The organism is Gracilibacillus suaedae (assembly GCF_017599345.1).
Taxonomy (GTDB): Bacteria; Bacillota; Bacilli; order Bacillales; family Amphibacillaceae; genus Gracilibacillus; species Gracilibacillus suaedae.
Genome location: NZ_JAGFVL010000062.1, coordinates 84,699 through 109,765 on the forward strand (window position 1 = coordinate 84,699; position 25,067 = coordinate 109,765).

General features: G+C 36.7%; 21 protein-coding genes. 17 read left to right on the forward strand and 4 right to left on the reverse strand.

The genetic code is table 11. From position 1 onward, the window contains the following. The first annotated feature begins 6 nt into the window (after positions 1–6). The 3 genes from J5J03_RS19005 to pckA all read left to right on the forward strand — a co-directional run bounded on the left by J5J03_RS19005 (position 7) and on the right by pckA (position 3,347). Positions 7–1,500, forward strand: coding sequence for a tripartite tricarboxylate transporter permease (locus J5J03_RS19005; RefSeq protein WP_208591953.1), 1,494 nt, complete (start codon positions 7–9; stop codon positions 1,498–1,500). 157 nt (positions 1,501–1,657) lie between these two features. Next, positions 1,658–1,798 carry a GapA-binding peptide SR1P gene (locus J5J03_RS19010; protein ID WP_208591954.1) on the forward strand — a complete coding sequence of 47 codons (141 nt, stop codon included), beginning with the start codon at positions 1,658–1,660 and terminating at the stop codon, positions 1,796–1,798. Beyond that, positions 1,776–3,347, forward strand: coding sequence for a phosphoenolpyruvate carboxykinase (ATP) (gene pckA, locus J5J03_RS19015; RefSeq protein ID WP_208591955.1), 1,572 nt, complete (start codon positions 1,776–1,778; stop codon positions 3,345–3,347). Before J5J03_RS19010 ends, pckA begins: the two co-directional genes overlap by 23 nt. 311 nt (positions 3,348–3,658) lie before the next feature. On the opposite strand, the gene J5J03_RS22075 is transcribed toward pckA, so the two are convergent. Next, positions 3,659–3,871, reverse strand: a complete 213-nt coding sequence (locus J5J03_RS22075) for a hypothetical protein (RefSeq protein ID WP_231710835.1) — start codon at positions 3,869–3,871, stop codon at positions 3,659–3,661. Positions 3,872–4,476: 605 nt separating this feature from the next. Here J5J03_RS22075 and adh point away from each other — a divergent pair. The 4 genes from adh (at position 4,477) to J5J03_RS19040 (ending at position 8,501) form a co-directional block, all read left to right on the forward strand. Next, positions 4,477–5,997 (forward strand): aldehyde dehydrogenase, encoded by a 1,521-nt coding sequence (adh, locus tag J5J03_RS19025; RefSeq protein WP_208591956.1) that lies wholly within the window; start codon positions 4,477–4,479, stop codon positions 5,995–5,997. A gap of 23 nt (positions 5,998–6,020) precedes the next feature. Further along, on the forward strand, positions 6,021–6,359 hold the full coding sequence (locus tag J5J03_RS19030; RefSeq protein ID WP_208591957.1) for a DUF779 domain-containing protein: 339 nt from the start codon (positions 6,021–6,023) through the stop codon (positions 6,357–6,359). A gap of 433 nt (positions 6,360–6,792) precedes the next feature. Beyond that, complete coding sequence (locus J5J03_RS19035) at positions 6,793–7,587, forward strand: MerR family transcriptional regulator (RefSeq protein WP_208591958.1); 795 nt, start codon at positions 6,793–6,795, stop codon at positions 7,585–7,587. 107 nt (positions 7,588–7,694) lie between these two features. After that, positions 7,695–8,501, forward strand: a complete 807-nt coding sequence (locus tag J5J03_RS19040; protein ID WP_208591959.1) for a CPBP family intramembrane glutamic endopeptidase — start codon at positions 7,695–7,697, stop codon at positions 8,499–8,501. Here J5J03_RS19040 and J5J03_RS19045 read toward each other — a convergent pair. Further along, positions 8,478–8,645, reverse strand: coding sequence for a hypothetical protein (locus J5J03_RS19045; protein ID WP_208591960.1), 168 nt, complete (start codon positions 8,643–8,645; stop codon positions 8,478–8,480). The two genes, J5J03_RS19040 and J5J03_RS19045, sit on opposite strands and share 24 nt — an antisense overlap. A 154-nt stretch (positions 8,646–8,799) precedes the next feature. Here J5J03_RS19045 and J5J03_RS19050 point away from each other — a divergent pair, with 154 nt between their 5' ends. From J5J03_RS19050 to J5J03_RS19075, 6 genes are all read left to right on the forward strand, one after another. Further along, positions 8,800–9,912, forward strand: coding sequence for a plasmid pRiA4b ORF-3 family protein (locus tag J5J03_RS19050; protein ID WP_208591961.1), 1,113 nt, complete (start codon positions 8,800–8,802; stop codon positions 9,910–9,912). 90 nt (positions 9,913–10,002) lie between these two features. Continuing rightward, positions 10,003–10,500 (forward strand): DUF7878 domain-containing protein, encoded by a 498-nt coding sequence (locus J5J03_RS19055; protein WP_208591962.1) that lies wholly within the window; start codon positions 10,003–10,005, stop codon positions 10,498–10,500. 723 nt (positions 10,501–11,223) lie between these two features. Next, complete coding sequence (licT, locus tag J5J03_RS19060; protein WP_208591963.1) at positions 11,224–12,075, forward strand: BglG family transcription antiterminator LicT; 852 nt, start codon at positions 11,224–11,226, stop codon at positions 12,073–12,075. A gap of 251 nt (positions 12,076–12,326) precedes the next feature. Beyond that, the gene (locus tag J5J03_RS19065; protein ID WP_208591964.1) at positions 12,327–14,243 is read left to right on the forward strand and encodes a beta-glucoside-specific PTS transporter subunit IIABC; all 1,917 of its coding nucleotides are present in this window, start codon (positions 12,327–12,329) and stop codon (positions 14,241–14,243) included. A 55-nt stretch (positions 14,244–14,298) separates the two neighbouring features. Next, complete coding sequence (locus J5J03_RS19070; protein ID WP_208591965.1) at positions 14,299–15,732, forward strand: 6-phospho-beta-glucosidase; 1,434 nt, start codon at positions 14,299–14,301, stop codon at positions 15,730–15,732. Positions 15,733–15,744: 12 nt separating this feature from the next. Beyond that, positions 15,745–17,187, forward strand: a complete 1,443-nt coding sequence (locus J5J03_RS19075) for a glycoside hydrolase family 1 protein (protein WP_208591966.1) — start codon at positions 15,745–15,747, stop codon at positions 17,185–17,187. A gap of 675 nt (positions 17,188–17,862) precedes the next feature. On the opposite strand, the gene J5J03_RS19080 is transcribed toward J5J03_RS19075, so the two are convergent. Continuing rightward, a complete protein-coding gene (locus J5J03_RS19080; RefSeq protein ID WP_208591967.1) occupies positions 17,863–18,324 on the reverse strand; it encodes a flavodoxin in 462 nt (153 codons plus the stop codon). Positions 18,325–18,817: 493 nt separating this feature from the next. On the opposite strand from J5J03_RS19080, the gene J5J03_RS19085 reads away from it, so the two are divergent. Further along, the gene (locus J5J03_RS19085) at positions 18,818–19,228 is read left to right on the forward strand and encodes an IDEAL domain-containing protein (protein ID WP_208591968.1); all 411 of its coding nucleotides are present in this window, start codon (positions 18,818–18,820) and stop codon (positions 19,226–19,228) included. A gap of 39 nt (positions 19,229–19,267) precedes the next feature. On the opposite strand, the gene J5J03_RS22080 is transcribed toward J5J03_RS19085, so the two are convergent. Beyond that, the gene (locus J5J03_RS22080; protein ID WP_231710836.1) at positions 19,268–20,212 is read right to left on the reverse strand and encodes a YecA family protein; all 945 of its coding nucleotides are present in this window, start codon (positions 20,210–20,212) and stop codon (positions 19,268–19,270) included. Between the two features lie 585 nt (positions 20,213–20,797). Here J5J03_RS22080 and J5J03_RS19095 point away from each other — a divergent pair. The 3 genes from J5J03_RS19095 to J5J03_RS22290 all read left to right on the forward strand — a co-directional run bounded on the left by J5J03_RS19095 (position 20,798) and on the right by J5J03_RS22290 (position 24,903). Further along, a complete protein-coding gene (locus J5J03_RS19095) occupies positions 20,798–24,187 on the forward strand; it encodes a LamG-like jellyroll fold domain-containing protein (RefSeq protein WP_208591969.1) in 3,390 nt (1,129 codons plus the stop codon). Positions 24,188–24,324: 137 nt separating this feature from the next. Next, a complete protein-coding gene (locus tag J5J03_RS22285; protein WP_331460527.1) occupies positions 24,325–24,591 on the forward strand; it encodes a Uma2 family endonuclease in 267 nt (88 codons plus the stop codon). 12 nt (positions 24,592–24,603) lie between these two features. Next, positions 24,604–24,903 carry a Uma2 family endonuclease gene (locus tag J5J03_RS22290; RefSeq protein WP_331460537.1) on the forward strand — a complete coding sequence of 100 codons (300 nt, stop codon included), beginning with the start codon at positions 24,604–24,606 and terminating at the stop codon, positions 24,901–24,903. The last annotated feature ends 164 nt before the right edge of the window (positions 24,904–25,067 follow it).

Below are 25,067 nucleotides of genomic sequence, written 5' to 3' on the forward strand. Positions count from 1 at the left end.
GGAAGCATGGGAGCTATTGAAGGAATTTTAACAGGTTTTGAAGTGGCCTTTAGTTGGGAAGGTATTCTATTCGTATTATTAGGTGTGTTTGTAGGTACATTTATCGGAATGCTACCTGGACTTGGTCCTATTAGTGCGATTGCGATAATGATTCCGATTACGTACGGAATGGATCCGACTTTAGCGCTTGTTATGATGGCAGGTGTTTATTATGGTGCGGTATTTGGTGGTTCAACATCCTCTATATTGTTGAATGCGCCAGGTATTTCAGGAACTGTTGCATCATCATTTGATGGATACCCGATGGCGCAGCAGGGTAAAGCAGGGAAAGCACTAGCGATTGCTGCTATCTCCTCATTTGCCGGTGGAACCATTAGTGTTGTATTACTGATGATTTTTGCACCGATGTTGGCGAGTGTGGCGATATCGTTTGGACCACCTGCGTATTTCGCTTTAATGTTACTAGGTCTTACTGCCATTGCTAGTTTATCAGAAGGTTCAACGATTAAAGCACTTATTTCAGCAGTTGTTGGTTTCATGGTTGCAACAATTGGAATTGATCCTCAAACAGGAACAGGTCGATTCACCTTTGGTAGCATGAATTTATTAGATGGTATTGATTTTCTAGTCATTGCTCTTGGGTTATTTGCCATTGCAGAAGTTTGTTATTTAGTTATGAATCGTCATAAATCTTCAGCAGGTTCTGGAAAAGAAATTGGCAGTTTAAAATTATCTAAAGAGGATGCGAAGGAAATGAGTGGTCCGGTGGGCCGTCAATCTTTACTTGGATTTATCTTAGGTATTTTACCAGGTGCCGGTGCAACTATAGCATCGTTTATTAGTTACATTGCTGAGAAGCGAATTGCTAAGAAGCCAGAGGAGTTTGGAAAAGGATCAGTTAAAGGGCTAGCTGCTCCAGAAGCGTCTAACAATGCTGCGACTAGTGGTGCGTTTGTACCGTTATTAAGTCTTGGTATTCCAGGTTCAGGTACGACAGCCGTTATGTTAGGTGCATTCTTAGTATTAGGATTACAACCAGGGCCAATGTTAATGGGAGATCACCCTGAAGTCTTCTGGGGTATTATTGCTAGTATGTATATCGGTAACATTTTTCTATTGGTCTTAAATCTACCGTTAATTCCTTATATCGCTAGAATTTTAACCATTCCTAGGCCATTATTAATTTCGTTAGTCTTAATGTTTAGTTTAATTGGGGTATATGCAATTAGTTTCAGTGTTTTTGACTTGTATTTATTATTAGCATTCGGTGTCATCGGTTTCTTGATGCGAATGTTTGCATTCCCAGCTCCACCTTTTATTTTAGCGTTTATCCTAGGTGGTATGATGGAACAATCGTTGAGACAATCGATGACGATTTCCAATGGAAGTATTTCTATTATGTTTGAAAACAATATTTCACTTGTTTTAATTATTTTATCTGTGCTTTCATTTGCCTTCCCGATTGCCAAAAGTATCTGGTCTAAGAAAAAAGCTAGTTAAAGGTAATGGTATACGAGAAAGTTCATTTTATATAGATGTTTTGGCTTGCAGTGATGGGGAGATTAGATAAAAGTTTTAGCCTAGTATGATAACGAATCGGCTTACTCCTGTCGAGTAGCAGAGCTTTCTGCTTATATGAAGGCGAGGATGATTGAAAATGAGAGTTGTTGTCTGTGTATATTGTGAAAGTGTTGTAGAAATGTTCCCTTCTTCAAAAGTAACCACTCTTTATGCTATGTACAACCCGAATGGCATAGAACAAGAGAACGAAAGGAATGAGAAATATGAAGACGCTTAATGAGATGGATGCGCTTTATTCTAGAAAGGTATACAATAACATATCTGTATCAGAGCTAGTCGAAAAGTCCATTACGCGAAAGGAAGCAATATTAACAGAGAAAGGGGCGCTTCATGCCTATACAGGAGAGTTTACAGGTAGGTCACCAAAGGATAAATATATTGTGGAAGATTCCGTAACAAAAGGACGGGTAAAGTGGGGGAAAATCAACCAACCGATTTCTGAGCAAACATTTGATGCACTCTACAAAAAAGCGTTAGCCTATATGTCTGATCGAGAGCTGTTTATGTTTGAAGGAGCAGCCGGTGCTGACACAAACCACCAGATCTCCATTAGGGTAATCAATGAATTAGCCTGGCATAATCTATTCGTGAAGCAATTATTCATTCAACATGAATCAGGAAAAAAGGAATCTGATTTTACAATAATTTGTCTTCCTGGATTAAAAGCCGATCCAATGAAGGAAGAGCTGCATTCCGAAACATTCATATCTATTTCATTTGAAAGAAGAATCGTGCTCATTGGCGGTACTGCCTACGCAGGTGAAATGAAAAAATCTGTATTCAGTGTGCTTAATTTTTTGTTGCCATTTGAAGGCATATTGCCAATGCATTGTTCTGCTAATATGGGTGACAGTCCTGATGATGTGGCTTTGTTTTTTGGCTTATCAGGAACAGGAAAAACAACACTGTCAGCAGATCCAAATCGTCAGCTTATCGGTGATGATGAGCATGGCTGGTCCGATTCCGGTGTCTTTAATTTTGAAGGGGGCTGTTATGCTAAATGTATTGGTCTGTCTCAGGAACAAGAACCACAAATATGGAGCGCAATTAAATATGGTTCTGTTTTAGAAAACGTAGAGATTGATCCTGAAACTAGATTGTTAGATTTTGATGTTAACACATATACGGAAAACACCCGTGCTGCTTATTCGATTGAAAACATCCCTGGAGCGGTTAGCCCGAGTGTTGCTGGTCATCCGAAAGTGATTATTTTTCTTACAGCGGATGCATTCGGTGTACTTCCGCCGATTTCGAAGTTGAAGAAAGAACAGGCTATGTATCATTTCTTGAGCGGGTATACATCGAAACTTGCTGGTACGGAGAGAGGCATTACGGAACCGGAAGCTACTTTTTCCACCTGTTTTGGTGAACCTTTCCTACCGTTGGACCCTAATGTATATGCTGAGTTACTTGGTAAAAAAATTCATGACCATGATGTACATGTTTATCTTGTAAATACTGGGTGGTCTGGCGGTGCATATGGAGTCGGTGAAAGAATAAAATTAGCATACACTCGTACCATGGTTCGGGCAGCAATTAATGGTGATTTGGAAAAAGTTAATTATAATCAAGATTCTCATTTCGGTTTAATTATTCCAGAAACGGTAGCAGGGGTTCCGACAGAAATATTAAACCCTCGTCATACATGGGAAAACAAAAATGCTTATGATAAAAAAGCACAAGAGTTAGCAAAAAGGTTTATTTCCAATTTCGAACGCTTTTCTAATGTAGTGCCAGAAATAAAACAAGCAGGACCGCAAATTTAAGCAAAAGTGAATGGATTTCATAAGCAAAAAAATGAAAAACTGAAAACGAAATAATGATTTCAAAAAACAGGAGTTCAGAGGTTTGAGCTCCTTTTTGTTTTAGTTGATTCCAGCTTGTCTCTAGAAGAAATATTTAGCAATTAACCTAGTTTCTGCGCGAGGAGTATTATATAACCTGCTCTTAGGCTCATATATTTTTTGAGAAGGCCATAGTCCATGGTGTCCTGAGAATAGATAGCTGACTAAACAAACAACAAAAAAGTACTCTAACCCTTTTCCATCAAACATCTCCATTGCCAGCAGGAAAGCTGCTATAGGGGTGTTAGCCCCTCCACAAAAACAGCAATTAAGCCTAATGCAGCAAGAAATGACATAGGTAGATCAATGAACGTGTCCAGAAAAGCAAATGGTGGGACGTCTTCTGTAAAAGATTGCTCTAACATTTGTAACCCACGGCCATTATAGTCTTGTGAACCAACAATCAATGTTAATGCTACAATGATAATTCCTCTAACAATTCTCATTAATGGATAAAAAACTTATAGACTTAACTCCAGGTGAATTAGTTTCTATGGTGACCTTTGCTAACGCTGTAGCAGCAATGGTCACCACGAAAATGGTGCGATAAGTGCTTTGCCAACGAAGGAAGTGGTAAATCTTGTTTCTGGAAAGTAAGAGATAATAATTCAGATCTTGTTATCATAGGGCCAGGAACTACATTAGACAAATGTCTTTTTGTAGTTTCTGGCTTTTATTGATCTATAAAAGATTACCAGACTAACATAAGAGAATTTTTATCTAAGAATGTTGATTATGAGACATCTATTAACTCTTACCAAGAGATTATTACGATAGACTGGGTACCAGTTGAAATTCGGAAGATCCGACTAGTCTTGTCGTTTCGAAATAAAATAATACTTTTAAATAATGCAGTGAGAAAAGCACATAAACAGCAGTATAATAAAACCTTGAACTATGACTTTTCCTGTTACTGATACGAACCACCTTATCTCACCCATACACGAGACATATTCTTCTCCACTAATCAATATATTTTAAATAGGTGTTATCCAAGTGGATCAAGACCTATTTTGAGCATTGTTAAAAGTAAAAGTGGGGAGGAATATGTATGAAATATGAAGTGCCAAATCAACCAGGTTCCGTGGTAAATTTTAAGGAAAAATACGATAACTATATTGGCGGTGAGTGGACTCCGCCAGTAAAAGGACAATATTTTGAAAACGTGACACCAGTTACAGGTGAAGTTTTTTGTGAAATAGCTCGTTCTACTGCTGAGGATGTTGAACTTGCACTAGATGCTGCCCACAAGGCTGCACCAGCATGGGGGAAAACATCTCCAGCTGAGCGAGCAAATATGTTGAATAAAATAGCTGATCGTATTGAAGCAAACCTAGAAATGTTAGCTGTTGCAGAATCATGGGATAATGGAAAAGCAGTACGAGAAACGTTAGCTGCAGACTTGCCATTGGCTGTTGACCATTTCCGTTATTTCGCAGCAACGATTCGGGCACAAGAAGGCTCGCTTAGTCAACTGGATGATGATACAGTCGCTTATCACTTCCACGAACCACTTGGTGTTGTCGGACAAATCATTCCTTGGAACTTTCCAATATTGATGGCAACATGGAAGCTTGCCCCGGCACTAGCTGCAGGTAATGCGGTTGTCATCAAGCCTGCAGAACAAACGCCAGCATCGATTCATGTCTTACTTGAACTAATAAATGATTTACTGCCACCTGGTGTAGTTAATGTTGTAAATGGATTTGGATTAGAGGCAGGTAAGCCGTTAGCTTCAAGCAGTCGGATTGCCAAAATCGCTTTTACTGGTGAAACAACAACTGGGCGTCTCATTATGCAATATGCCTCTGAAAATATTATTCCAGTCACATTAGAGCTAGGAGGAAAATCCCCAAATATTTTCTTTAAAGACGTCATGGCTGGGGACGATGCCTTTTTAGATAAAGCCATTGAAGGTATGGTGATGTTTGCTTTAAACCAAGGGGAAGTTTGTACCTGTCCGTCACGTGCTTTAATACATGAAGATATTTATGAGGCGTTTATCAAGCGAGCTGTAGAGCGTGTGAAAGCAATCAAAGTTGGTCATCCATTAGACACGGAAACGATGATGGGTGCTCAAGCATCTACAGAACAAATGGAAAAGATTTCGTCTTACTTAGATATCGGTAAGCAAGAGGGAGCAGAGGTGCTAGTTGGTGGTGAACGAAATCAATTAGCAGGAGAGCTTTCCAAAGGCTTCTACGTCAAGCCAACTATTTTCAAAGGTCATAATAAAATGAGAATTTTCCAAGAAGAAATATTTGGTCCGGTACTTGCTGTTACAACCTTTAAAGATGATGAGGAAGTGCTAGATATTGCAAATGACACGTTATATGGATTAGGTGCAGGTGTTTGGACACGAGATTTCCATAAGGCATATCGATTCGGTCGAAGTATTCAAGCGGGGCGCGTATGGACGAATACGTATCATGATTACCCTGCCCACGCTGCTTTTGGTGGTTATAAAAAATCAGGAATTGGAAGAGAAAATCATTTGATGATGTTATCTCATTATCAACAAACGAAGAACTTGCTCGTAAGCTATAGTACCGAGCCAAAAGGATTCTTTTAATCCTTAAGAAAGGAGGCGGGTGCATGGTACAACAAGAAAAGGTCTTGGCAACGGATGAGGCGGTGGCGTTAATGGATCTGCTAAAAGAGAAGCATGGTCCTTTAATGTTCCATCAGTCTGGTGGTTGCTGTGATGGAAGCTCGCCGATGTGCTATCCAAGAGGGGAATTTCGAGTTGGAGACTCCGATATTTTATTAGGTAATGTAAATGATACTCCTTTCTATATGTCGAAAGATCAGTATGAATACTGGAAGCATACCCAACTGATTATTGATGTGGTAGAAGGTCGGGGAGGTATGTTTTCTCTGGAAAACCCAGAAGGGAAGCGTTTTTTGATTCGGTCACGAGTATTTGAGGGTTAGGCTAAATAAAGTATATGATCAAAAAACGGAGCTCAAATCGGGCTTCGTTTTTGATGTTACCAATGATTTATGGGTTGGCTAATCGGAATAGCATTAGTCATTACGTGAATCAATAGTCAAACTATCAACACTCAGCATTTGAATATGCTCTACGACTTCAGTTTCTCCACAATTACCCGTTTCGAGGATACCTACCTACCATTATTATTTGTTCTTCCTTTTAAATAACTATTTGTTTTGATAATAAGAAAGCGTGCTATACAATGAATTATAAGATAACTTTTGAATACGATGTTATCAAATATGTTGTTGATAAAATTGAAATTAGGAGACCTTCAATTAGATCAGCCTTTTAAAACTAAACTAGCAACGAATAGATAATGAAATAAAAACAATATAGTGCGTGTTCTAAAACATGTAAGGGAGAAAAATTATGTATACGATTGGACAAGTGGCAGGTTTTTTAGGAGTTTCTAGAGACACATTAAAGTATTACGAGGAGAAGGGATTGGTCAATCCTAAGCATGATATCGAAAATGGTTATAGAAAATATAATCAGTATGATATTCATGATGTTATAACAACCAATTTTTATCGAGAAATTGATATAGAGATCAAGAAAATTCAAGAAATCAGGCAAAGTAAGAGTAACGTCAATCTAGAATGTATATTAGAGGAGAAGGAAGCGAAAATAGTAGAGGAAATTGAATATAGAGAACACCTTTTAAAGAAAATAAAAGCGGTGAAAGATGACTGGAATAAAATACAAGAACATCTAGGGAGATTCACAGTTAAAGAGATGCAGCCAATAAAAGTAATTGGAGAAATAACTGATTACACTGCATATAACGAATATGAAATTATCAGAAATAATACAGAAAACGTAAAGAAGGCTGTTACATTGACGAGTGCAAGACGTGTTATATATTTTGATGAAGAAGGAATTTTAGAGGATAAATTTATCATCGTAAAGAATGTCGAGGATACTGACGAAAATCATGAAGTAGAAGTCCTCGTTCATCCCAAGTGTATATATACTGTTTTAGAAAATGGTAGAGCGGTAGATAGTGGGAAAAATATCGATTATGAAGTAGGGGAAAAGCTCTTAAAAATAGCAGAAGATCATGGTTATGAATTAGTAGGGTTGACTTACATTAATATATTATTGACAACGTACGTAGATGGTCTTGAGCGTGTTTTTTTAGAAATGTATTCCCCTATAAAGTAATGCTAAAAAGGTATTGAGATGGGGGTAACCCACGGGTTTAAAATGAAGATGTTAGTAAATGAATGTTTCCCATTATTAACACTTTATTTTAAAAAGGTGGTATACTTATGAAAAATAGAAAAGCTTTAAAGAGACCATTGGTAAGCTTTGTTGTGACGAGTTATGCAATATTTTTTATTTTTTTTATTGCTATTGGCATAGGAATAGTGTTAGGTGTACACGAGAGCATAACAAGTATTTTACAAATCATTGCTTCGTGGTCATCAACTTTTGCGTTTTTAATTTTATTTAAAAGAATCTATCCAAGATTAAGTTTAATAGATTTTGTGAAACAGCAATTTACCTCAAAGATCAGGTTTTCTGTTCTATGCACCGTTGTAATAATTCAAGTAATAATTACAACTTTAGCTATCTTTCTGACATCAATTACAAATGAAAATCAAGGTTTAGCATTTTCATTTACGGGTCTCGGACTAATTTTTATTGCATTTTTGGACAACTTGGTAAGAGGACCATTAGGTGAAGAGTTGGGTTGGAGAGGATATGCATTAAATGAGCTTCAAAAGCAGTACTCCCCCTTAGTGTCATCCATAATAGTAGGTGTTTTGTGGGGGCTTTGGCACACTCCTCTATGGTTTGCCTCGGGTTATACTGGTGGAAACCTAATCAAATATATTGTCTTTTTTATGATTGGAATTTTATCTATATCGGTTATAATAACTTTATTCTACAATCTTAATAGGAATCTAGTGATACCGATAGTGATTCACCAATTATTTAACTTTTCCCTAGTGATAAAGGAAGGCGATTTATTAAATATTCTTACCTATGCTACTACTTCTTATTTTGTTGTTGCAATAACATTAATTGTTATTAATCCCAAGGAAATTTTATACCAGAAAACAAGGAAGTAGACCGACAATTTTTGCTGTTATAGGAGTGGGGCTGAGATTTCCCTTGGTATTATTCATACCCATATAACAATAAACGAATGAAAAGGTCTGATCCATTAACTCCACCGCCTCATCCGCTGCCAATACCTTTCCTTGTTGTGTCATCCACCCTCTTCCTTTCTTCATGATTAGAAAAATCTTTTTGTTGCGTATTATAATTTACGAACAAGTCATTTAACTGCTATATTTGCCGTTGCTTGTAAGGAAAATTCACCTCATGATAGCCAGAACAAAATCAATCAGAAGGAGCGTAGGTAACATGTTAATCCAATCCACAAAAGCTTTGCAAAAATACTTAAAAGTAGACCCCGAGCCAAAACAAGAACTTGCTTTTCCATTAACAGGGTGGCATGCACATTTTAAAAAGATCGATCGGAAAAATACAATCATCCTAGTGCATGATATCAGTCTTTATACAGTCGTGTTGTATGGTGTAAAAGCAAAAGACGTCAAAAATTTTGAACAAGTAGTAAAGCAGACGATAAAGGATGCCCTTATAGCAGATGGATTTGACGAACAAGTTGTTCAAACAGAGTTACTGGCGGGAGACTTATCCTATACATCAACGAAAAATCGAAAAACGGTTTCCACTCTAAATCAAATAGTACTAGAGATGGAATTTTTCATGGATGAGGCTGATTCTGAATCACTTCTACAGCCAAGCTTATCTAGAAGAGTGAATAGAGGCTTATACAAATCTATCAGTGGAGAATATGTAAAGCCGATTGAAGAATTACAACATGTCTTGGAGAGGAAAGCAGGTAAAAAAGCATTTCAACAACCAGCCGTCCAATTAAAAGTTACCTTAAAATTAGAGGGGCAACAAGTGTGGCGCAGGTTAGTTATACCGATAAATCGGACATTCGCTGATCTACATGATATTTTACAAATAGCTTTTAATTGGACTAATAGCCATCTGTATGAATTTAATTTTTATCAACAGCAACCATCATATACAGATTATTACTTACCAGATGCAAATTACACACTTGTTTCTCACCCAGAAGCTTTTGCTTATCGAAAAGATGGACAAGAAATGGAATATGCTCATCAAATAGTGTTAAGAGATGTTTTGAATCAATATAAGAGTATTGTGTATATGTATGATTTAGGAGATGATTGGCAGCATTTTATCGAAGTAGAGGAATGGATTGACAATTATGATGCCAGATATCCAGTTTGTCTAAATGGTGAGGGAACAACACCTCCAGAAAATGTCGGTGGGATTCCGGGTTATAGCAATTTTCTTGAGGTTATTCAGTCGAAGGATGATTCTGAAAGAGAATGGATGTTAAATTGGGCAGAATCGATGGGGTATCAACCATTTGACAAGGATTTGATAAATGAACAATTAAGCAAAATATTTAATTGACAAGGCAATCTGTTATCTTTATATAACCTATTCAACAGTTACTCCAAAGCTATATTTTGAATATAATCACTAGAGTATAGAGGGGATCATATGGAAAGCTTATCCAGTCAAATAGAGATTTACTACCAGTTTACGAGTGCTAAAAGCGATATTTCAAATCAACAGAGAAAAGATGTCTCTACTATCTTAAATGTTTCTGCAAGGTTCAAGCTATTTATTAACAGCGAGTGTTATTTTGACCAAGAAGAGTTCCCCATCTTAGAATTTTATAAATATCTTTACAATTGGAAAATAGCAAGCAATAAATACAAAATTATTCAAGAGTTTCATTACTACTCTTTAGAGTTTGATGACTATAATGAAGGGGCAATCTTATCTCTAATTCCGTTTGGCAATAGTGCTCGATTAGAGTCTATATGGGCAGAACGAGAAAGATACTATATTTTTGATCTTACATATTTATCTGATGAATTTATGAAATTAGAAGTGGACTTAAAAGAAAGCATCGAAAGTTATTTTGATATAAATCTAGATAAGTTTATAAAATACATACCATCAATGAACTTCGATTGGCATACCGGTAAGTAATAGACTATTTCTTCGTTCAGGGTAAGTGTCAAATAATTGCAAAGTTGGAGACACTCGCGTCATCTTTCCAGATCGCTTGGTGCCTGGATCAAGGAAATACATTTCGTATTCATCTGGCAGGTATAATTACTTCAGACCTAAGAATAAGTAAAATACGTTTCCGCTATAAAATCGATTGGGTTGTCACTCTAAAACAATTAATAGAGCTTTTTAAAAATACCCAGAAAAAGAGTGATGAAGATGGGATCCAATACCCACTAATTGAAAAGTCCCACTTACCCCCCTTGACATCTGTTCAAATGTAGTTATAATTAATTATATAAACGCTTACAATAATATTATCTATTTTTAGGATTGTTACTGATCAAGCAGGCAAAACCTAAGTTATTGAATAGTACATCGCCCAGTATTAGGCGGGGGTAGTATGTTTTATTCAATAGCTTAGGTTTTTTTGTAAGATAAGAAAGTATAAATTTTGAGCAGATGTCTAGCTCCGAGCGCCCAGAAACTAGGCGACTTCACGAATTGCCCTACGATAAGTCATCATCGGTTCGTGAACTCACCGTGATTCCTTTATCTCAGTTAATTCGTTCCAGTCGCTACGTTTCTAAGCGGGCGCTCTGCGCTTTTCTTAATTACAAATGATTAAAAGCATTTTTCCTTTTGTCATAGTGCGGTAAAATAAGTTTACGTCCAAAAATATCGAATAAAAGGATGACTGATATGAAGATAAATAAAGTGCTGAATAATAATGTTGTCGTCACTACTAACCAACATGGTCAAGAAATGGTTGTGATGGGAAAAGGTTTAGCCTTTCAGAAGAAAGTAGGACAAACAATTGATAAAGAAAAAATTGAAAAGAATTTTGTCCTGCAAGATACCGGTACAAGTGAAAAACTAAATCAGTTATTACAAGATACGTCAGATAAATATTTGGATATTGCTTCCGAAATTTATGAATATGCACGGTCTATTTTACCGTATAAGTTGAATGATTATTTATATATCGCATTAACGGATCATATCAGCTTTGCGATTACTAGAATGAAGGAAGGCATTCAACTAAAAAACACACTGTTATTCGAGATACGCAAATATTATAAAAAAGAATTTGAAATTGGTTTGCATTCATTAGATATTATTGAAGATTATACCGGTATAAGAATGAATGAAGATGAAGCGGCATCTATTGCTCTACACTTAATCAATAGTCAGCTATCCGGAGAAAACATGGAAATGGCCGTCCAGGTAACGGATGTTGTCAACAAGGTTTTAAATATCGTGAAATATCATTATAAAACAGAGTTAGATGAAGACTCGATTAATTATGAACGATTTTTAACGCATTTGCGTTTCTTTACGGTGCGATTTTTACGTGAAGAGCATATGGAAGAAACGATTGATGATTTCTTTTACGAGCAAGTACAAAGTAAATATCGCCATGCATATAAATGCACAGAAAAAATAGCTACTTTTTTAGAAAAGAATTATAATTGGTTCCTAACCAAAGACGAAATGGTATATTTAACCGTTCATATTCATCGCGTTACCTATCGACAAAATAGGACTAACTAAAAAAATAGAAACGCTTTAACTTTTTTATTGACATCTGCATGTGAAGGTGATAAATTAAATGTAACAAAACCTATAGGAAAAGTAAGGAATGTTACCTTTAGTGGGCATAACCTGAATGAATTGGAAACACGTAGCTAACACTATGTGTGTTGCACCCAGTTCATTCAGGTTTTTTATTTGCCTTAAGTAAAACCCTTACATGCAAAAATGAAAGCTTTCATAAAACATCAATTTAGAGAGGTGAAAGAGCTATGAAATATCAACAGTTAGCAAAAGATATTATTCAACATGTTGGTGGGAAAGAAAACGTCAACAGTGTCGTTCATTGTATTACACGACTACGTTTTAAATTAAAAGATGAAAGTAAAGCGAATACAGAAGTATTAAATAAAATGGATGGTGTTGTAACCGTTCGTAAAAGTGGCGGTCAATATCAAGTCGTTATTGGAAATCATGTAGCAGATGTTTATAAAGCGGTTGTTGCTGAGGGGGGCTTTGAAGCAAAAGGTGAAGTGGATGCAGACGAAGAAAAAGGCAATTTGCTGAATCGTTTTATCGATATGATCTCTGGTATTTTCACACCTATACTTGCGGTATTAGTAGCATCTGGTGTGTTAAAAGGTTTTAATGCACTATTTGTAGCACTTGGGTTATTAGATGAACAAGGTGGAACTTATCAAATCTTAAATGCAATTGGCGATGGACTATTCTATTTCCTACCGATAATCTTAGGTTATACTGCAATGAAAAAATTTGGCGGAACCCCGTTCCTAGGTATGGTTATCGCGATGGCATTAGTCTATCCTGATTTGGAAGGGATACCAGAATCAGGTGAGCCTTTGTATACGTTATTTGCAGGAACGATGTTTGAATCACCAATATATATTGAATTTTTAGGTATTCCGGTGATTTTAATGACGTACTCGATGTCGGTCATTCCGATTATTATTGCAACATTCTTTGCAGCTAAATTAGAAACAACTTTTGCTAAAGTAGTTCCAAATGTCTTAAAGATGTTCCTAGTACCGTTGTTAACGATGCTCATTATTATACCATTAACTTTTATTATTATTGGTCCGATCGCGACTTGGGCAAGTCAATTATTAGGGGCAGCAAGTGTTGGTATCTATGAATTAAGCCCAATTATTGCCGGTATATTTATTGGCGGTTTTTGGTTAGTGTTTGTTATGTTTGGCCTACATTGGGGACTTGTACCAATCGCCATTAATAACTTTGCAACAATTGGTCAAGATCCGATTTTAGCATTGATTTTTGCACACTCATTTGCATTAGTAGGTGCCTTAACTGCTGTAATCATTAGATCGAAAAATCAAAAAACAAAAGCATTAACTCCACCAGCGATTGTGTCAGCGATATTTGGTGTAACAGAACCAGGTATGTATGGGGTTGCATTACCACTTAAATGGCCATTTGTTTTTACTGTAGTAGCTTCAGCTGTTGGTGGTGCCATATTAGGTGCGTTTGGAACACTTGGTTACAATATGGCAGGACTAGGTGTCTTCCAAATGCCAAGTTTCATTCATCCTGAAGAAGGATTGAATCTATCCTTTGTAGCTTCCATTATTGCGATGATTGTCGCAGCAATATTGGCTTTCGTTCTAACGTACTTCTTTGGAGGTATCGGAAAACAAGAAACAGAAACTGAAGTAGCAGAAGAACCAACAGATTCTACAGATAACGAAACAGAAGTGAAAAGTGAAGTAATTACCGGTCCCTTAACAGGAGAAATGAGAAAATTAGAAGAAATTGATGATACTGCTTTCGCATCTGGGGCGCTAGGAAAAGGCATTGCAATTGAACCTACAGAAGGTAAATTAGTATCGCCTGTTTCAGGTACGGTTTCTGCTTTATTCCCGACAAAGCATGCGATTGGTATTACCTCTGATAATGGTGCGGAGATTTTAATCCATGTTGGTTTAGATACGGTTCAACTTGAAGGGAAATATTTCGAAACCTCCTTACAGCAAGGAGAACGAGTAGAAAAAGGTCAAGAACTGCTAACTTTTGATATAGAAGCAATTCAAAAGGCTGGTTTTCAGATCACAACACCAGTAGTGATAACAAACCATGACCAATATCAACTGAAAATAATCGAACAATCCAATGTATCTCCAGAAAGTACTATTCTTGAACTAACAGCTAAATAAAGGAAAAGGGGCTGTCGAAGCTCCTTTTCTATATAGTAATAGGGGGGACTTTATTATGACATACAAATTTCCAAAAGATTTTCTTTGGGGTGGAGCTGTTGCGGCTAACCAAGTAGAAGGAGCCTATTTAAAAGGTGGAAAAGGACTAACAACGGTTGATCTTTTACCAACAGGTGAGAATCGTTTTCCGATTATGTTAGGAAAGGTGGAAAACTATACACCAAAAGAAAATGAATTCTATCCATCTCATGAGGCGATTGATTTCTATCATCGGTACAAGGAAGATATTGCTCTTTTTGCGGAAATGGGATTTAAATCATTTCGTCTATCTATTTCATGGGCACGTATTTTTCCAAATGGCGATGACTCAGAACCTAATGAAGCAGGATTACAATTCTATGATGACGTGTTTGATGAACTAAAGAAATATGGAATTGAACCTGTGGTGACATTGGCCCATTTTGATGTACCAGTTCATTTGGTGAAAGAATATGGCAGTTGGAAGAACCGAAAAGTTGTCGGCTTTTTTGAACAGTATGCGAAAACCGTATTTACTCGTTACAAAGATAAAGTGAAGTATTGGTTGACCTTTAATGAGATTAATATGTTGTTACACTTACCTTATGTTGGGGCAGGCCTTATTTTTAAAGAAGATGAAGACAAACAGCAAGTCATGTATCAAGCTGCTCATCATCAATTAATTGCAAGTGCTTTAGCTGTTAAAGCAGGTCATGAGATCATTCCTGATGTACAAATTGGTTGTATGTTGGCAGCAGGTATGACGTATCCGTATTCTTGTAACCCGGATGATATTCAAAAAGCAATGGACCAAGACCGTGAATCGTTCTTCTTCATTGATGTTCAGTCTCGTGGTAAGTATCCAGGTTATGCAAAGCGCTTCTTTGCAGAAAATAATATTGAACTAGAGATGGCAGCAGGTGATGAGGAATTATTAAGCAAGTATACCGTCGATTATATTGGCTTTAGCTATTACAGTTCTCGCGCTACGAGTACAGATCCTGAAGTATTAAAAAATAAAACAGGTGGAAACGTATTTGATTCGATTACCAATCCATACTTAGAAGCTTCTGAATGGGGCTGGACGATTGATCCGAAAGGTTTCCGAATTACAGCTAATCAATTATACGATCGTTATCAAAAACCGTTATTTGTTGTAGAGAATGGTTTAGGTGCGATTGACCAATTGGATGAAAATAGTGAAATAACAGATGATTATCGGATTGCTTATTTACGTGATCATATCAAACAAATGGGGGAAGCACTGAAAGATGGTGTGGATATCATTGGCTATACTAGTTGGGGACCGATCGATATCGTAAGTGCCTCAACAGGTGAAATGAAAAAGCGTTATGGTTATATTTATGTAGATCGTGATAATGAAGGTAAAGGAACGTTGGACAGAAGTAAGAAGAAAAGTTTTGATTGGTATAAGCAAGTATTGGAGTCAAATGGAGAGAACTTAGATTAAGGAGGCAATATAATGACTAGTAAAACCTATCAATTCCCTGAAAATTTCTTATGGGGAGGAGCAACCGCTGCTAATCAAATCGAAGGTGGCTTTCATGAAGGTAATAAAGGGTTAAATATTGCAGATGTCCTACCAGGTGGGAAAGGACGTTTAAATATATTAAAAGAACCAGGGTTTAATTTTGAAATCGATAAGGAAAAATATACGTATCCTAACCACGAAGCAATTGATTTTTATCATCGCTATAAAGAGGATATTGCGTTATTAGCAGAAATGGGCTTTAAAGTATTCCGAATGTCGATTGCGTGGACGCGTATTTTTCCACAAGGCGATGAAAAAGAACCAAATGAAGAAGGCTTAGCTTTTTATGATCGCGTATTTGATGAATTACACAAGCATGGTATTGAACCAGTTGTAACGATTTCGCACTATGAGATGCCAGTAAATTTAGTGAAAAATTATGGTGGTTGGAGAAGTCGTGAGGTTGTGACATTCTTCGAGCGCTACGTACACGCGATTTTTAACCGTTATAAAGATAAAGTGAAATATTGGATGACCTTTAATGAGATCAATAGTGGTTTAGTAATGCCAATTATGGGCTTAGGTTTTTCGATTGAAAAGGAAGAGGATAAATATACACCAACATTCCAGGCATTTCACCATCAATTTGTCGCAAGTAGTTTAGCGGTGAAAGCATGTCATGAAATCATTCCGGATGCACAAATTGGGTGTATGATTATTTATGCACCGGTTTACTCTTATGACTGCAATCCTGAAAATGTGATGTATGCCTTGGAAGAAGAGCGCTTGTTTAATTATTATTGTGCAGATGTTCAAGTTCGCGGTGAATACCCGGCATTTATGACTCGCTACTTTAAAGAAAATAATATTGAATTAGATATTAAAGAAGGCGATTTAGAATTAATCAAAGAACATACCGTCGATTATATTGGCTTCAGTTATTACATGTCTCGCACCGAAAAATTAGATAAATCAGATCAAGCGGGTGCGGATGGCAATATTATGTCAGGTGTTCGAAATCCTTTCTTGAAAGCGAGTGACTGGGGTTGGGAAATCGATCCGATCGGCCTCCGAATTGCATTGAACCAATTATATGATCGTTATCGTTTACCACTTTTTGTCGTGGAAAATGGTTTAGGTGCCTATGACAAAGTAGAGGAAGATGGTTCCATTCAAGATGATTATCGTATCGAATATTTACGTGACCACATTGCTGCCATGGGTGAAGCTATCGAAGACGGTGTCGATCTAATGGGTTACACAGCTTGGGGCTGTATTGACTTAGTAAGTGCATCTACAGGTGAAATGTCTAAGCGTTATGGATTCATCTATGTCGATAAAGATGATGAAGGGAATGGAACATTAGATAGAAGTCGCAAAAAGTCGTTCTATTGGTATCAAGGTGTGATTGAGAGTAATGGGGAAAAATTATAAAGAGCGAGAGGCACCCTTAAAGGATAAGGGTGTCTTTTTCTTAAGGGTAGAATCTTGGTATCACAAGTTTTATAACCAAGTAAGTAGGAAAAGATTGATTAAAAAAAGCAGAGATAGCTATTCAGATGGAGTTGCCATTTTGAAAGATAGCTAATGCAAGTCAACGGCTGTGACTGGCCGTTTCCCCTTTCTGAAACTTTTGGGGATGAAAATAGCTTTCATTTAAGTACCAAAAATTACACGCATGAAGTCAAAATGGTACTAAATAGTCAATTAAGTACCAAAAATAGAAATCATTTAATTAAAATGGTACTTAAAACAGGTTTTAGTACCAAAATGAACCTTCCTGAACACTAAATTGGTACTAAATCATAAAACTCTCATCAAATTCCTATTTGATACTTTGAGTGCGTGTGTATCTGTAAGAAGTTTCAGTTTTTGTTCGCTATTCATTACTGGAGCTGAGACATAAGTATGTGATTTCTCTGGGTAAAATGGTTATATCCAAGGAATAGAAACAAGAATCCCTGGAAGCGAAGCACTTATCAAAGGAAGAGCTCACATTGCTTCTTGGAAAAAGCCCTCGCTTTCTTGGAAAAATGAAATAATCAAAGCCTATATAGTTAATCAGGTTACATCTATTCTCAAATTTATACGACTTATTGACTTTCTCGATTATTCAGCGATAACGTTAAGCTGCTCGACAAAGTCCTCAGCAAATTGTTGGCATCGTTTCACATCATCTTGATCTGGAGTCAAATCTACTTTTAGATGATACAAGACATTCGATGCCCCACGTTCTTTGAATCGCTTTGCAAATGTTTCAATCGCTCCTCCATAATTCGGATACATCGAATCGCAAGAACCAAACAGTGCTACAACTTTTCCAGTTAAGTCAATGTCATCTATGTCATCATAAAAATCTTCTAATTCATAGGGAATATCTCCATCTCCCCATGTATATGTCCCGAATAGTATGGCTTCGTATTCAAGTAAATCTGTAACCGGAATATCGTCCATATCTATTTGAAATTTATGCACTTCTAATCCGTGGTTGGTAATACTTGATTCAATGATCTCAGCTATTTCTTCCGTATTACCAGACATACTGCAAAACAATAAGATCACTTTTGGCATGTATGATACCTCCTTTAAGCTTTCAATCACTATATTAATTGAAAATGATTATCATTGTCAATAGAAAACATCACTAAGCAGAATAATAAATTTGTCAGTTATACATCAGGTGAAATAGTTTGACAATGAGAACAATTATTAATTATAATCAAGTGAAATAATTGATAATCATTCTCATTATTGTTTTTTAGTACATTTAGAAAGAAGGTATCTGGATGGAGTTCCATTTTTGTATGTTGTGTGGTTTTATATCGGAACAGGAACTTGTTAATGATGAAGATATCAATGATAATCATGAATGTCCTTGTTGTGGGGCGTTTGATACTGAGATGGAGGGAAATCAATAATAATTTATCACGGCGCTAAATGTCTGTTAAGCCCCCATTTCTAGCTTCAAGTAACACAAGGGTAAGAGTTTAGGGCTAACAGACGCTAACAACCTAATAAGTTGCGCTAAGATATTTAATTTAAACTGTTATAGGAGTGTGATGAAATGAATCGAGATTTTATCGCGGTACAACCTTTCTCGCATCAAATCGAATGTTTTTGTCCGGGATCTATACATACTGAATTGTTAAGAATTGAGCAAGCCGATATCATTAAAGTTACCAATGAACGTAAATATATAGTAGGTTATGGTTGGTATTTTAAGGCTGTCGTGGACGATTATTATTGTTTTTATATAGCTCTTGAGGATTTGGAATATTATAATGCTAAGGGACAGATTCTATTAATGGAAGATATAGAATTGAGTTTAAATTACTTAAACTTTCAAATTGACCAAGCACTTGATAATAAGGATGAAGCGAATTTTAGGCTTTTTTCAGAGCAATTAATGGAAGTGAATCAACTAAAAGTGAAATTGGAGAAATCTTTAGAAGCAGATGACTTATTTTACATTTAAAGTACTGTAGTCTAAACAAGTTAGAAAGAAGAGGCAAAGTTATTGCCCTTCTTCTAAGTCTTTAATACGCAATTTTACATCGCGTTTTGATCTGTCATCAGCAAGTTCTAGCGCTTTTTCGTATAAAGCTCGTGCCTGTTCATGGTCAAAATAATTATTCCCAAACCACTTCGTATAGAGGTCTCCCCACCTAATATAGATCCAGACTTTATCAAATATTTCATAATCTTCAAGCACTAACTGTTCAAAAAGCTGATTAGCTTCTTCCATTTTATCTATTAAAAATAAGGACTCCGCAGCAGCAGTTCCCATATTCATCGCGATAAGGGAGTCAGATTGTGGGAAGTGTTTGCGAAATTCTGTAGCCAATTGATATCGCATCTCTATATAACGACTATTATCTTGGCTTGTGTTTTCCAACAACATTTCAAAGTCTTGTACCCAATTAAAAAAGCTTTGCATCATATCGGTACTTGTGAGTCTGTCGAGTTGTTCAATAGAATCAACTTGTCTTGGTACAAGCCATTTAAATATGTTTTGCCAAAGTTTCCACCAGAGGTCACATGCTTGTTCATCTTGTTGTGCTTCGATTAAATCATAGCCGTCTTGCATCATCTCATTTAAATCGCCAACCAAAATGTGATCAGGAGCAATTCGTTTGGCTAATACGGCAATTGCAGGATAAATAAAATCTATATCGAAATTTGATTCATCTACATTACTGCTTACTTCCCATTTGCTAGATAATTCATCCCCTGATTTTTGTGCTTTAATTTCCTTTGCGAAAGATTGTTCATCACGATCAATCCCTAGTTCTCTTAATTTTGCAAAAATCGAGTCAGTAGTCATCTTATCGACTTTTTCTGGTGTCCAGCTTTCTTTGGCTTTTTGGGGTTTGAAATCAACTATTTCCTGGTCAATACAGCACTTTTTATGCTTTTTTCCACTTCCACAAGGACAAGGATCATTTCTTCCGATTTTCATTAAAATCCTCCTAGATTTTGAAATGAATGGCATTATCTTAAAAAGCTTTATGTACTGTTATTATAACAACCCATCTATTAATTTATCTACCAAAATAGTCAAGTTATCTTCTTAGGTTATCGGTGGGATCCAAGGTATTATGCAATGTCCTTTTCGGTAAAAAAACGATAAGTTGAGATTATCTCATAATATTCTCAAGTATATTCGAATTAGGTAAATAAATTATAGGTCCCTTTTAATGAACGTATTTGATAATTAATAGGGTGATATTACACTTTTTTATTAATAAATTTATTTTTTTAATAGATATTTATTGAGTAAGTTATATATTTATAGTAATCTTATTGGTGAATGGTTTTGTAAGCGATTTACAAGTGTGTAACAAATAAAGGAGGGGTGGCTGATTTAGCATAGGTTAACCAAAAAGTGAAGAATAGCTACTAACAGAATTCATAAATTATCTTCATGCATATTAACTGAATGTTAGTAGTTCGCAAAAAGTTCCCAGACTTTAGAAAGTACTTATTAATTTCGAAAAGAATAACTACGCTTTCAAATGAGTCAACGAAAGGAGAAAAAGCAATAATGATAAGTTTTGTGAAAAAAATATCAATGGTTGGTTTCTTACTGATGATCATCATACCGACAACCGTTCTTGGTGATGAACAAGATGATTCCGAATCAATAGATTTTGAACGTGCTTCTGTACATGATCCATCTATTATTAAAGGTGACGATGGTACTTATTACGTGTTTGGTTCGCATATAGCAGTTGCTAAATCAAATGATTTAAGTAACTGGACTTCTATAGTGGACCGAGAATACCAAACCCCTGAGAATAATCCTATTTATGGTGACTTATCTTCTAACCTAGCGGAGTCATTTGAATGGGCTGGGGAAGATGATGCTGATAGTGCAGGGGGCTATGCTATATGGGCTCCAGATATCTTCTGGAATAAAGATTATAAATGGGAAGATGGTTCAACCGGGGCTTATATGCTCTATTATAGTGCTTCCTCTACTTATATTCGCTCAGCTATCGGTATAGCTGTATCAAAAGATATCGAAGGACCTTTTGAATATACAGATACTATTATGTATTCTGGTTTTACAAATTATGAAAGCTATGACGATAATAGTGATGTGAATAAGCATTGGGAAAATACCAACCTCTCTAAACTTATTGACGAGGGAATTATTGATGAAGTCAATCCAGATTATTTCACTGAAGAAGGTGACTTCAATAATGCGCTCTATACCAATGCGATCGATCCAAATATTCTCTATGATGAGAATGGCGACTTATATATGACGTATGGCTCATGGTCTGGTGGAACGTTTATTTTAGAATTGGATAAAGAAACTGGTACCCCAATTTATCCTGGTGAAGATGGAGAAACCTCTGATGGTAGAATGATTGACAGGTACTATGGTACAAAGATTGCTGGTGGTTATGGAAGATCAGGTGAGGGAACGTATGCGGTTTATGATGAGGAAACAGGGTATTATTACCTCTATATTACTTATGGTGGACTAGCTTCTGATGGCGGCTATCAAATGCGACAGTTTAGATCAGAAAGTATTGATGGTCCTTATGTAGATGCAGCTGGTAACGAAGCAGTTTTTCCTGAAAGCTTTGATATCGGTGTAGGTAATTTCCCAGGAAATGATGATCATAAAGAAATTGGTAATAAAATGATGGGGAACTTCCTATTCAAAAGAGATTTTGGTGAAGAAGGTTCAGGAATCGGTACAGGATATATGGCGCCAGGCCATAATTCTTATTTAATTGATGATGAACTTGGTAAAGAGTTTATTGTTACTCATACACGTTTTCCTCAAGAAGGTGAAATGCATGAAGTTCGTGTACACCAAACGTTTAAAAATAGCAACGATTGGCCAGTTCCAACACCGTATCACTACGCTGGTGAAGAAATAGAAGCGGTTTCAGAATCAGACGTAGTTGGTGACTATAAATATTTGAACCATGGTAAAGAAATTACTGGTGAGTTAACTGAATCAACATGGGTCAAATTAAATGAAGACCATACTGTCACTGGTGCTGTTACAGGAACATGGGAGCTATATGATGATTACAGAGTGGAATTGACAGTTGATGATGCAACATACGACGGTGTTTTCATTCGTCAATATGATCCGACATCTGAGGAATGGGTTATGACGTTTAGTGCGATGTCAGGTGAAGGTGTTGTGATCTGGGGAAGCCATGTAGAAAGTAAAGACGATCAAGAAGTTGTAGATGGTATAAAACAAGAATTAAGTGAAAGTCTTCCAGAGCGAGCAATTTCAAATCTGAGCTTACCGACAATGGCAACACAAGGAACAGAAATCACATGGGAATCTTCTAATCCAGATGTTATATCAACGGAAGGAGCGGTGAATAGACCAGCATTTGGTTCTGGTGATGCCGAGGTAGATTTGACAGCAACGATCACTTTAGGGGAGGTTACAGAAACACTAACAGTAACGGTAACTGTTCCGGAAAAAGAGGAAGGTGGCTTATCAGCTTACTATGACTTCAGTGATGGTTTATCCGATAACTCTGGTAAACAAGGAGATGCTACGGTTACTGGCGACCGTATCCACAATACAGGTGGAGAGATTACCTTTACGGATGGTATCGTTGGTCAGGCGGCAAAATTCGATGGTGAATCAGGATTGAGGTTGGCTGATGGTTTAATTGCTAGTAATCAATATTCTATTTCTTTATGGATGAAACCAGAGGAAATAACCGAATTCACTACAACATTTTTTGGTGCTAGAACGGAAAATAATTGGATTAGCCTTGTACCGAATGCACAGGGCGTTACCAAGGTGTGGTCCCATAATGGCGATGATTGGTATGATGCAGTATCCGATTCGATTATCCCTGCTGGTGAGTGGACACACTTTGCCTTTACTGTAGATAAAGGAGAAGCAAAAGTATATATTAATGGGGAAGAGAAGTTCTCGGATGCCAATTTCCCTGATGTCTTTACTACTGTAGATGGACAATTTAGTTTAGGGGTAAATTTCTGGGACACTCCGTTTAAAGGGTTAATGGATGAAGTTCGTGTTTATGATGGAGTCGCACTTCCAGTAGAAGAAGTGCAGGATCTTTATGAAAACCCTGAAGGTGATGAATCATCTGACAATGAAGATGAAAATGGCTCATCAGACGAGGAAACGGAAGACAATGTTATTAGTAAAGTAGATGATTTAGAGAAAGAAAATAATGTCTATCAAACGAATGTAGACACGAAGAAAACGATTATCAAAAAAGAAGTGGTTGATCAGCTAGATGAATCAGCTTTTATTGCATTACAAAAGGATAATGTCCAAGTGAAAATTCCGGTGTCGATTCTCAAAGGTAAAGAGGATATAGAATTTGAATTGCAAGAGGTATCAGAAACGATTAAGTCGAAAAATCTAAATGCGGTAAGTGACTTGTATGATTTCTTCTTAACATCTAATGGTGAGGATATTAACTTTGATTCACCAGTAACATTAACATTTAACGTCGACGCAGAAAAAGTTACAAATTGGGATAACTTAAGAGTTTTCTATATTGATGAGAATGGTGAACCACAAGAGGAAATCATTCCAGAAAGTGTTGACAGTTCCACTGCAGAAGTGGTAGCAGAAGTATCTCACTTCAGTATCTATGGAGTTTTTGAAGTAGCGGATGATGGAACAAGCGGCGATGGTTCCTCTGGAGACGAAGATGGAACAGGTAGTGATGATCCATCAAGCAATGAAGAGCGAACAGAAGGTGATGGTTCCACAGATAATGGCAATGAAACAGGCGATGATAGTTCAGCAGACAATGGTGACCAAACAGAAGATGGTGGCGAAACACTACCAGAGACTGCGACAAATCAATATAATTGGTTGGCGTTTGGGCTATTATTAATCGCTGTAGGTTTAGGAGTGTTTTTAACGGTAAGAGGAAGAAAAAATACTGCTAATTTATGAATGATGTGAACCCCTTGGCTCGGTAGTCAAGGGGTTCTTTTAAATGAAAAATGTAGGCAGAGGTGTGAGTAGGAAATTGGAGAGGTCGACTTAACATGGTATAATTGATAAAAATCCTTGAAGTGAGGATGGTGCATGTGACATTACCAGGAAAAGACCGAACCTATACCTATGCTGATTACTTGTTATGGTCTGAAGAAGAAAGAATGGAGATTATAGACGGAGTCCCTTATTTGCAAGCTACACCATCTAGATTACATCAGGAAATCTTATCGGAATTACATCGCCAAATTGCGAATTATTTAGTTGGGGAAAAATGCAAAGTATATCCAGCCCCTTTTCATGTGGTACTAAATCTAGAACAAGAGAATCAGAAGGAAGAGGATAGTCAAAACGTGTTTTAGCCTGATATTACGATTGTTTGTGATCCAACAAAATTGGATGACCGTGGCTGTAAAGGAAGCCCAGATTTGGTAATGGAAATTATTTCACCTTCAACAGCTAGAAAAGATAAAATTGAAAAATTTAATAAATACGAACAAGCAGGTGTGAAAGAATTTTGGTTAGTTGAACCACAAGAGAAAATAGTCAGCGTATTTATGCTCCAAGATAATCATAGGTTTGGTAGACCTGAATTATTTACAGATGAAGATCAAGTAACCATTTCCATCTTCAAAGGATTGACGATTGACTTGAAAATGGTTTTTTCTGAGTGATATTCCTGTTTTGCGGTGACTATAAAGTTAATGAAATGGAAGATTTACTACTGTGTGAAGAGGTTATAAGGAAAGTAGTGTGAAGGTTAGTGATAATTTAGGTGTTACTTACCGGCACTGCCGAGTTGTTACAGAATTAAAGTACAGCTATAAAGTACAGGCGC

Excerpts from the sequence above, each read along its gene's own strand:
- licT (WP_208591963.1), top strand. The coding sequence starts at position 11,224 with ATGAAGATAAATAAAGTGCTGAATAATAATGTTGTCGTCACTACTAAC.
- J5J03_RS19010 (WP_208591954.1), top strand. The coding sequence starts at position 1,658 with ATGAGAGTTGTTGTCTGTGTATATTGTGAAAGTGTTGTAGAAATGTTC.
- J5J03_RS19070 (WP_208591965.1), top strand. The coding sequence starts at position 14,299 with ATGACATACAAATTTCCAAAAGATTTTCTTTGGGGTGGAGCTGTTGCG.
- adh (WP_208591956.1), top strand. The coding sequence starts at position 4,477 with ATGAAATATGAAGTGCCAAATCAACCAGGTTCCGTGGTAAATTTTAAG.
- J5J03_RS19075 (WP_208591966.1), top strand. The coding sequence starts at position 15,745 with ATGACTAGTAAAACCTATCAATTCCCTGAAAATTTCTTATGGGGAGGA.
- J5J03_RS19050 (WP_208591961.1), top strand. The coding sequence starts at position 8,800 with ATGTTAATCCAATCCACAAAAGCTTTGCAAAAATACTTAAAAGTAGAC.
- J5J03_RS19045 (WP_208591960.1), bottom strand. The coding sequence starts at position 8,645 with ATGACACAACAAGGAAAGGTATTGGCAGCGGATGAGGCGGTGGAGTTA.
- J5J03_RS19005 (WP_208591953.1), top strand. The coding sequence starts at position 7 with ATGGGAGCTATTGAAGGAATTTTAACAGGTTTTGAAGTGGCCTTTAGT.
- J5J03_RS19085 (WP_208591968.1), top strand. The coding sequence starts at position 18,818 with ATGAATCGAGATTTTATCGCGGTACAACCTTTCTCGCATCAAATCGAA.
- J5J03_RS19080 (WP_208591967.1), bottom strand. The coding sequence starts at position 18,324 with ATGCCAAAAGTGATCTTATTGTTTTGCAGTATGTCTGGTAATACGGAA.
- J5J03_RS19065 (WP_208591964.1), top strand. The coding sequence starts at position 12,327 with ATGAAATATCAACAGTTAGCAAAAGATATTATTCAACATGTTGGTGGG.
- J5J03_RS19040 (WP_208591959.1), top strand. The coding sequence starts at position 7,695 with ATGAAAAATAGAAAAGCTTTAAAGAGACCATTGGTAAGCTTTGTTGTG.
- J5J03_RS19095 (WP_208591969.1), top strand. The coding sequence starts at position 20,798 with ATGATAAGTTTTGTGAAAAAAATATCAATGGTTGGTTTCTTACTGATG.
- J5J03_RS19030 (WP_208591957.1), top strand. The coding sequence starts at position 6,021 with ATGGTACAACAAGAAAAGGTCTTGGCAACGGATGAGGCGGTGGCGTTA.
- pckA (WP_208591955.1), top strand. The coding sequence starts at position 1,776 with ATGAGAAATATGAAGACGCTTAATGAGATGGATGCGCTTTATTCTAGA.
- J5J03_RS19035 (WP_208591958.1), top strand. The coding sequence starts at position 6,793 with ATGTATACGATTGGACAAGTGGCAGGTTTTTTAGGAGTTTCTAGAGAC.
- J5J03_RS19055 (WP_208591962.1), top strand. The coding sequence starts at position 10,003 with ATGGAAAGCTTATCCAGTCAAATAGAGATTTACTACCAGTTTACGAGT.
- J5J03_RS22075 (WP_231710835.1), bottom strand. The coding sequence starts at position 3,871 with ATGAGAATTGTTAGAGGAATTATCATTGTAGCATTAACATTGATTGTT.
- J5J03_RS22080 (WP_231710836.1), bottom strand. The coding sequence starts at position 20,212 with ATGAAAATCGGAAGAAATGATCCTTGTCCTTGTGGAAGTGGAAAAAAG.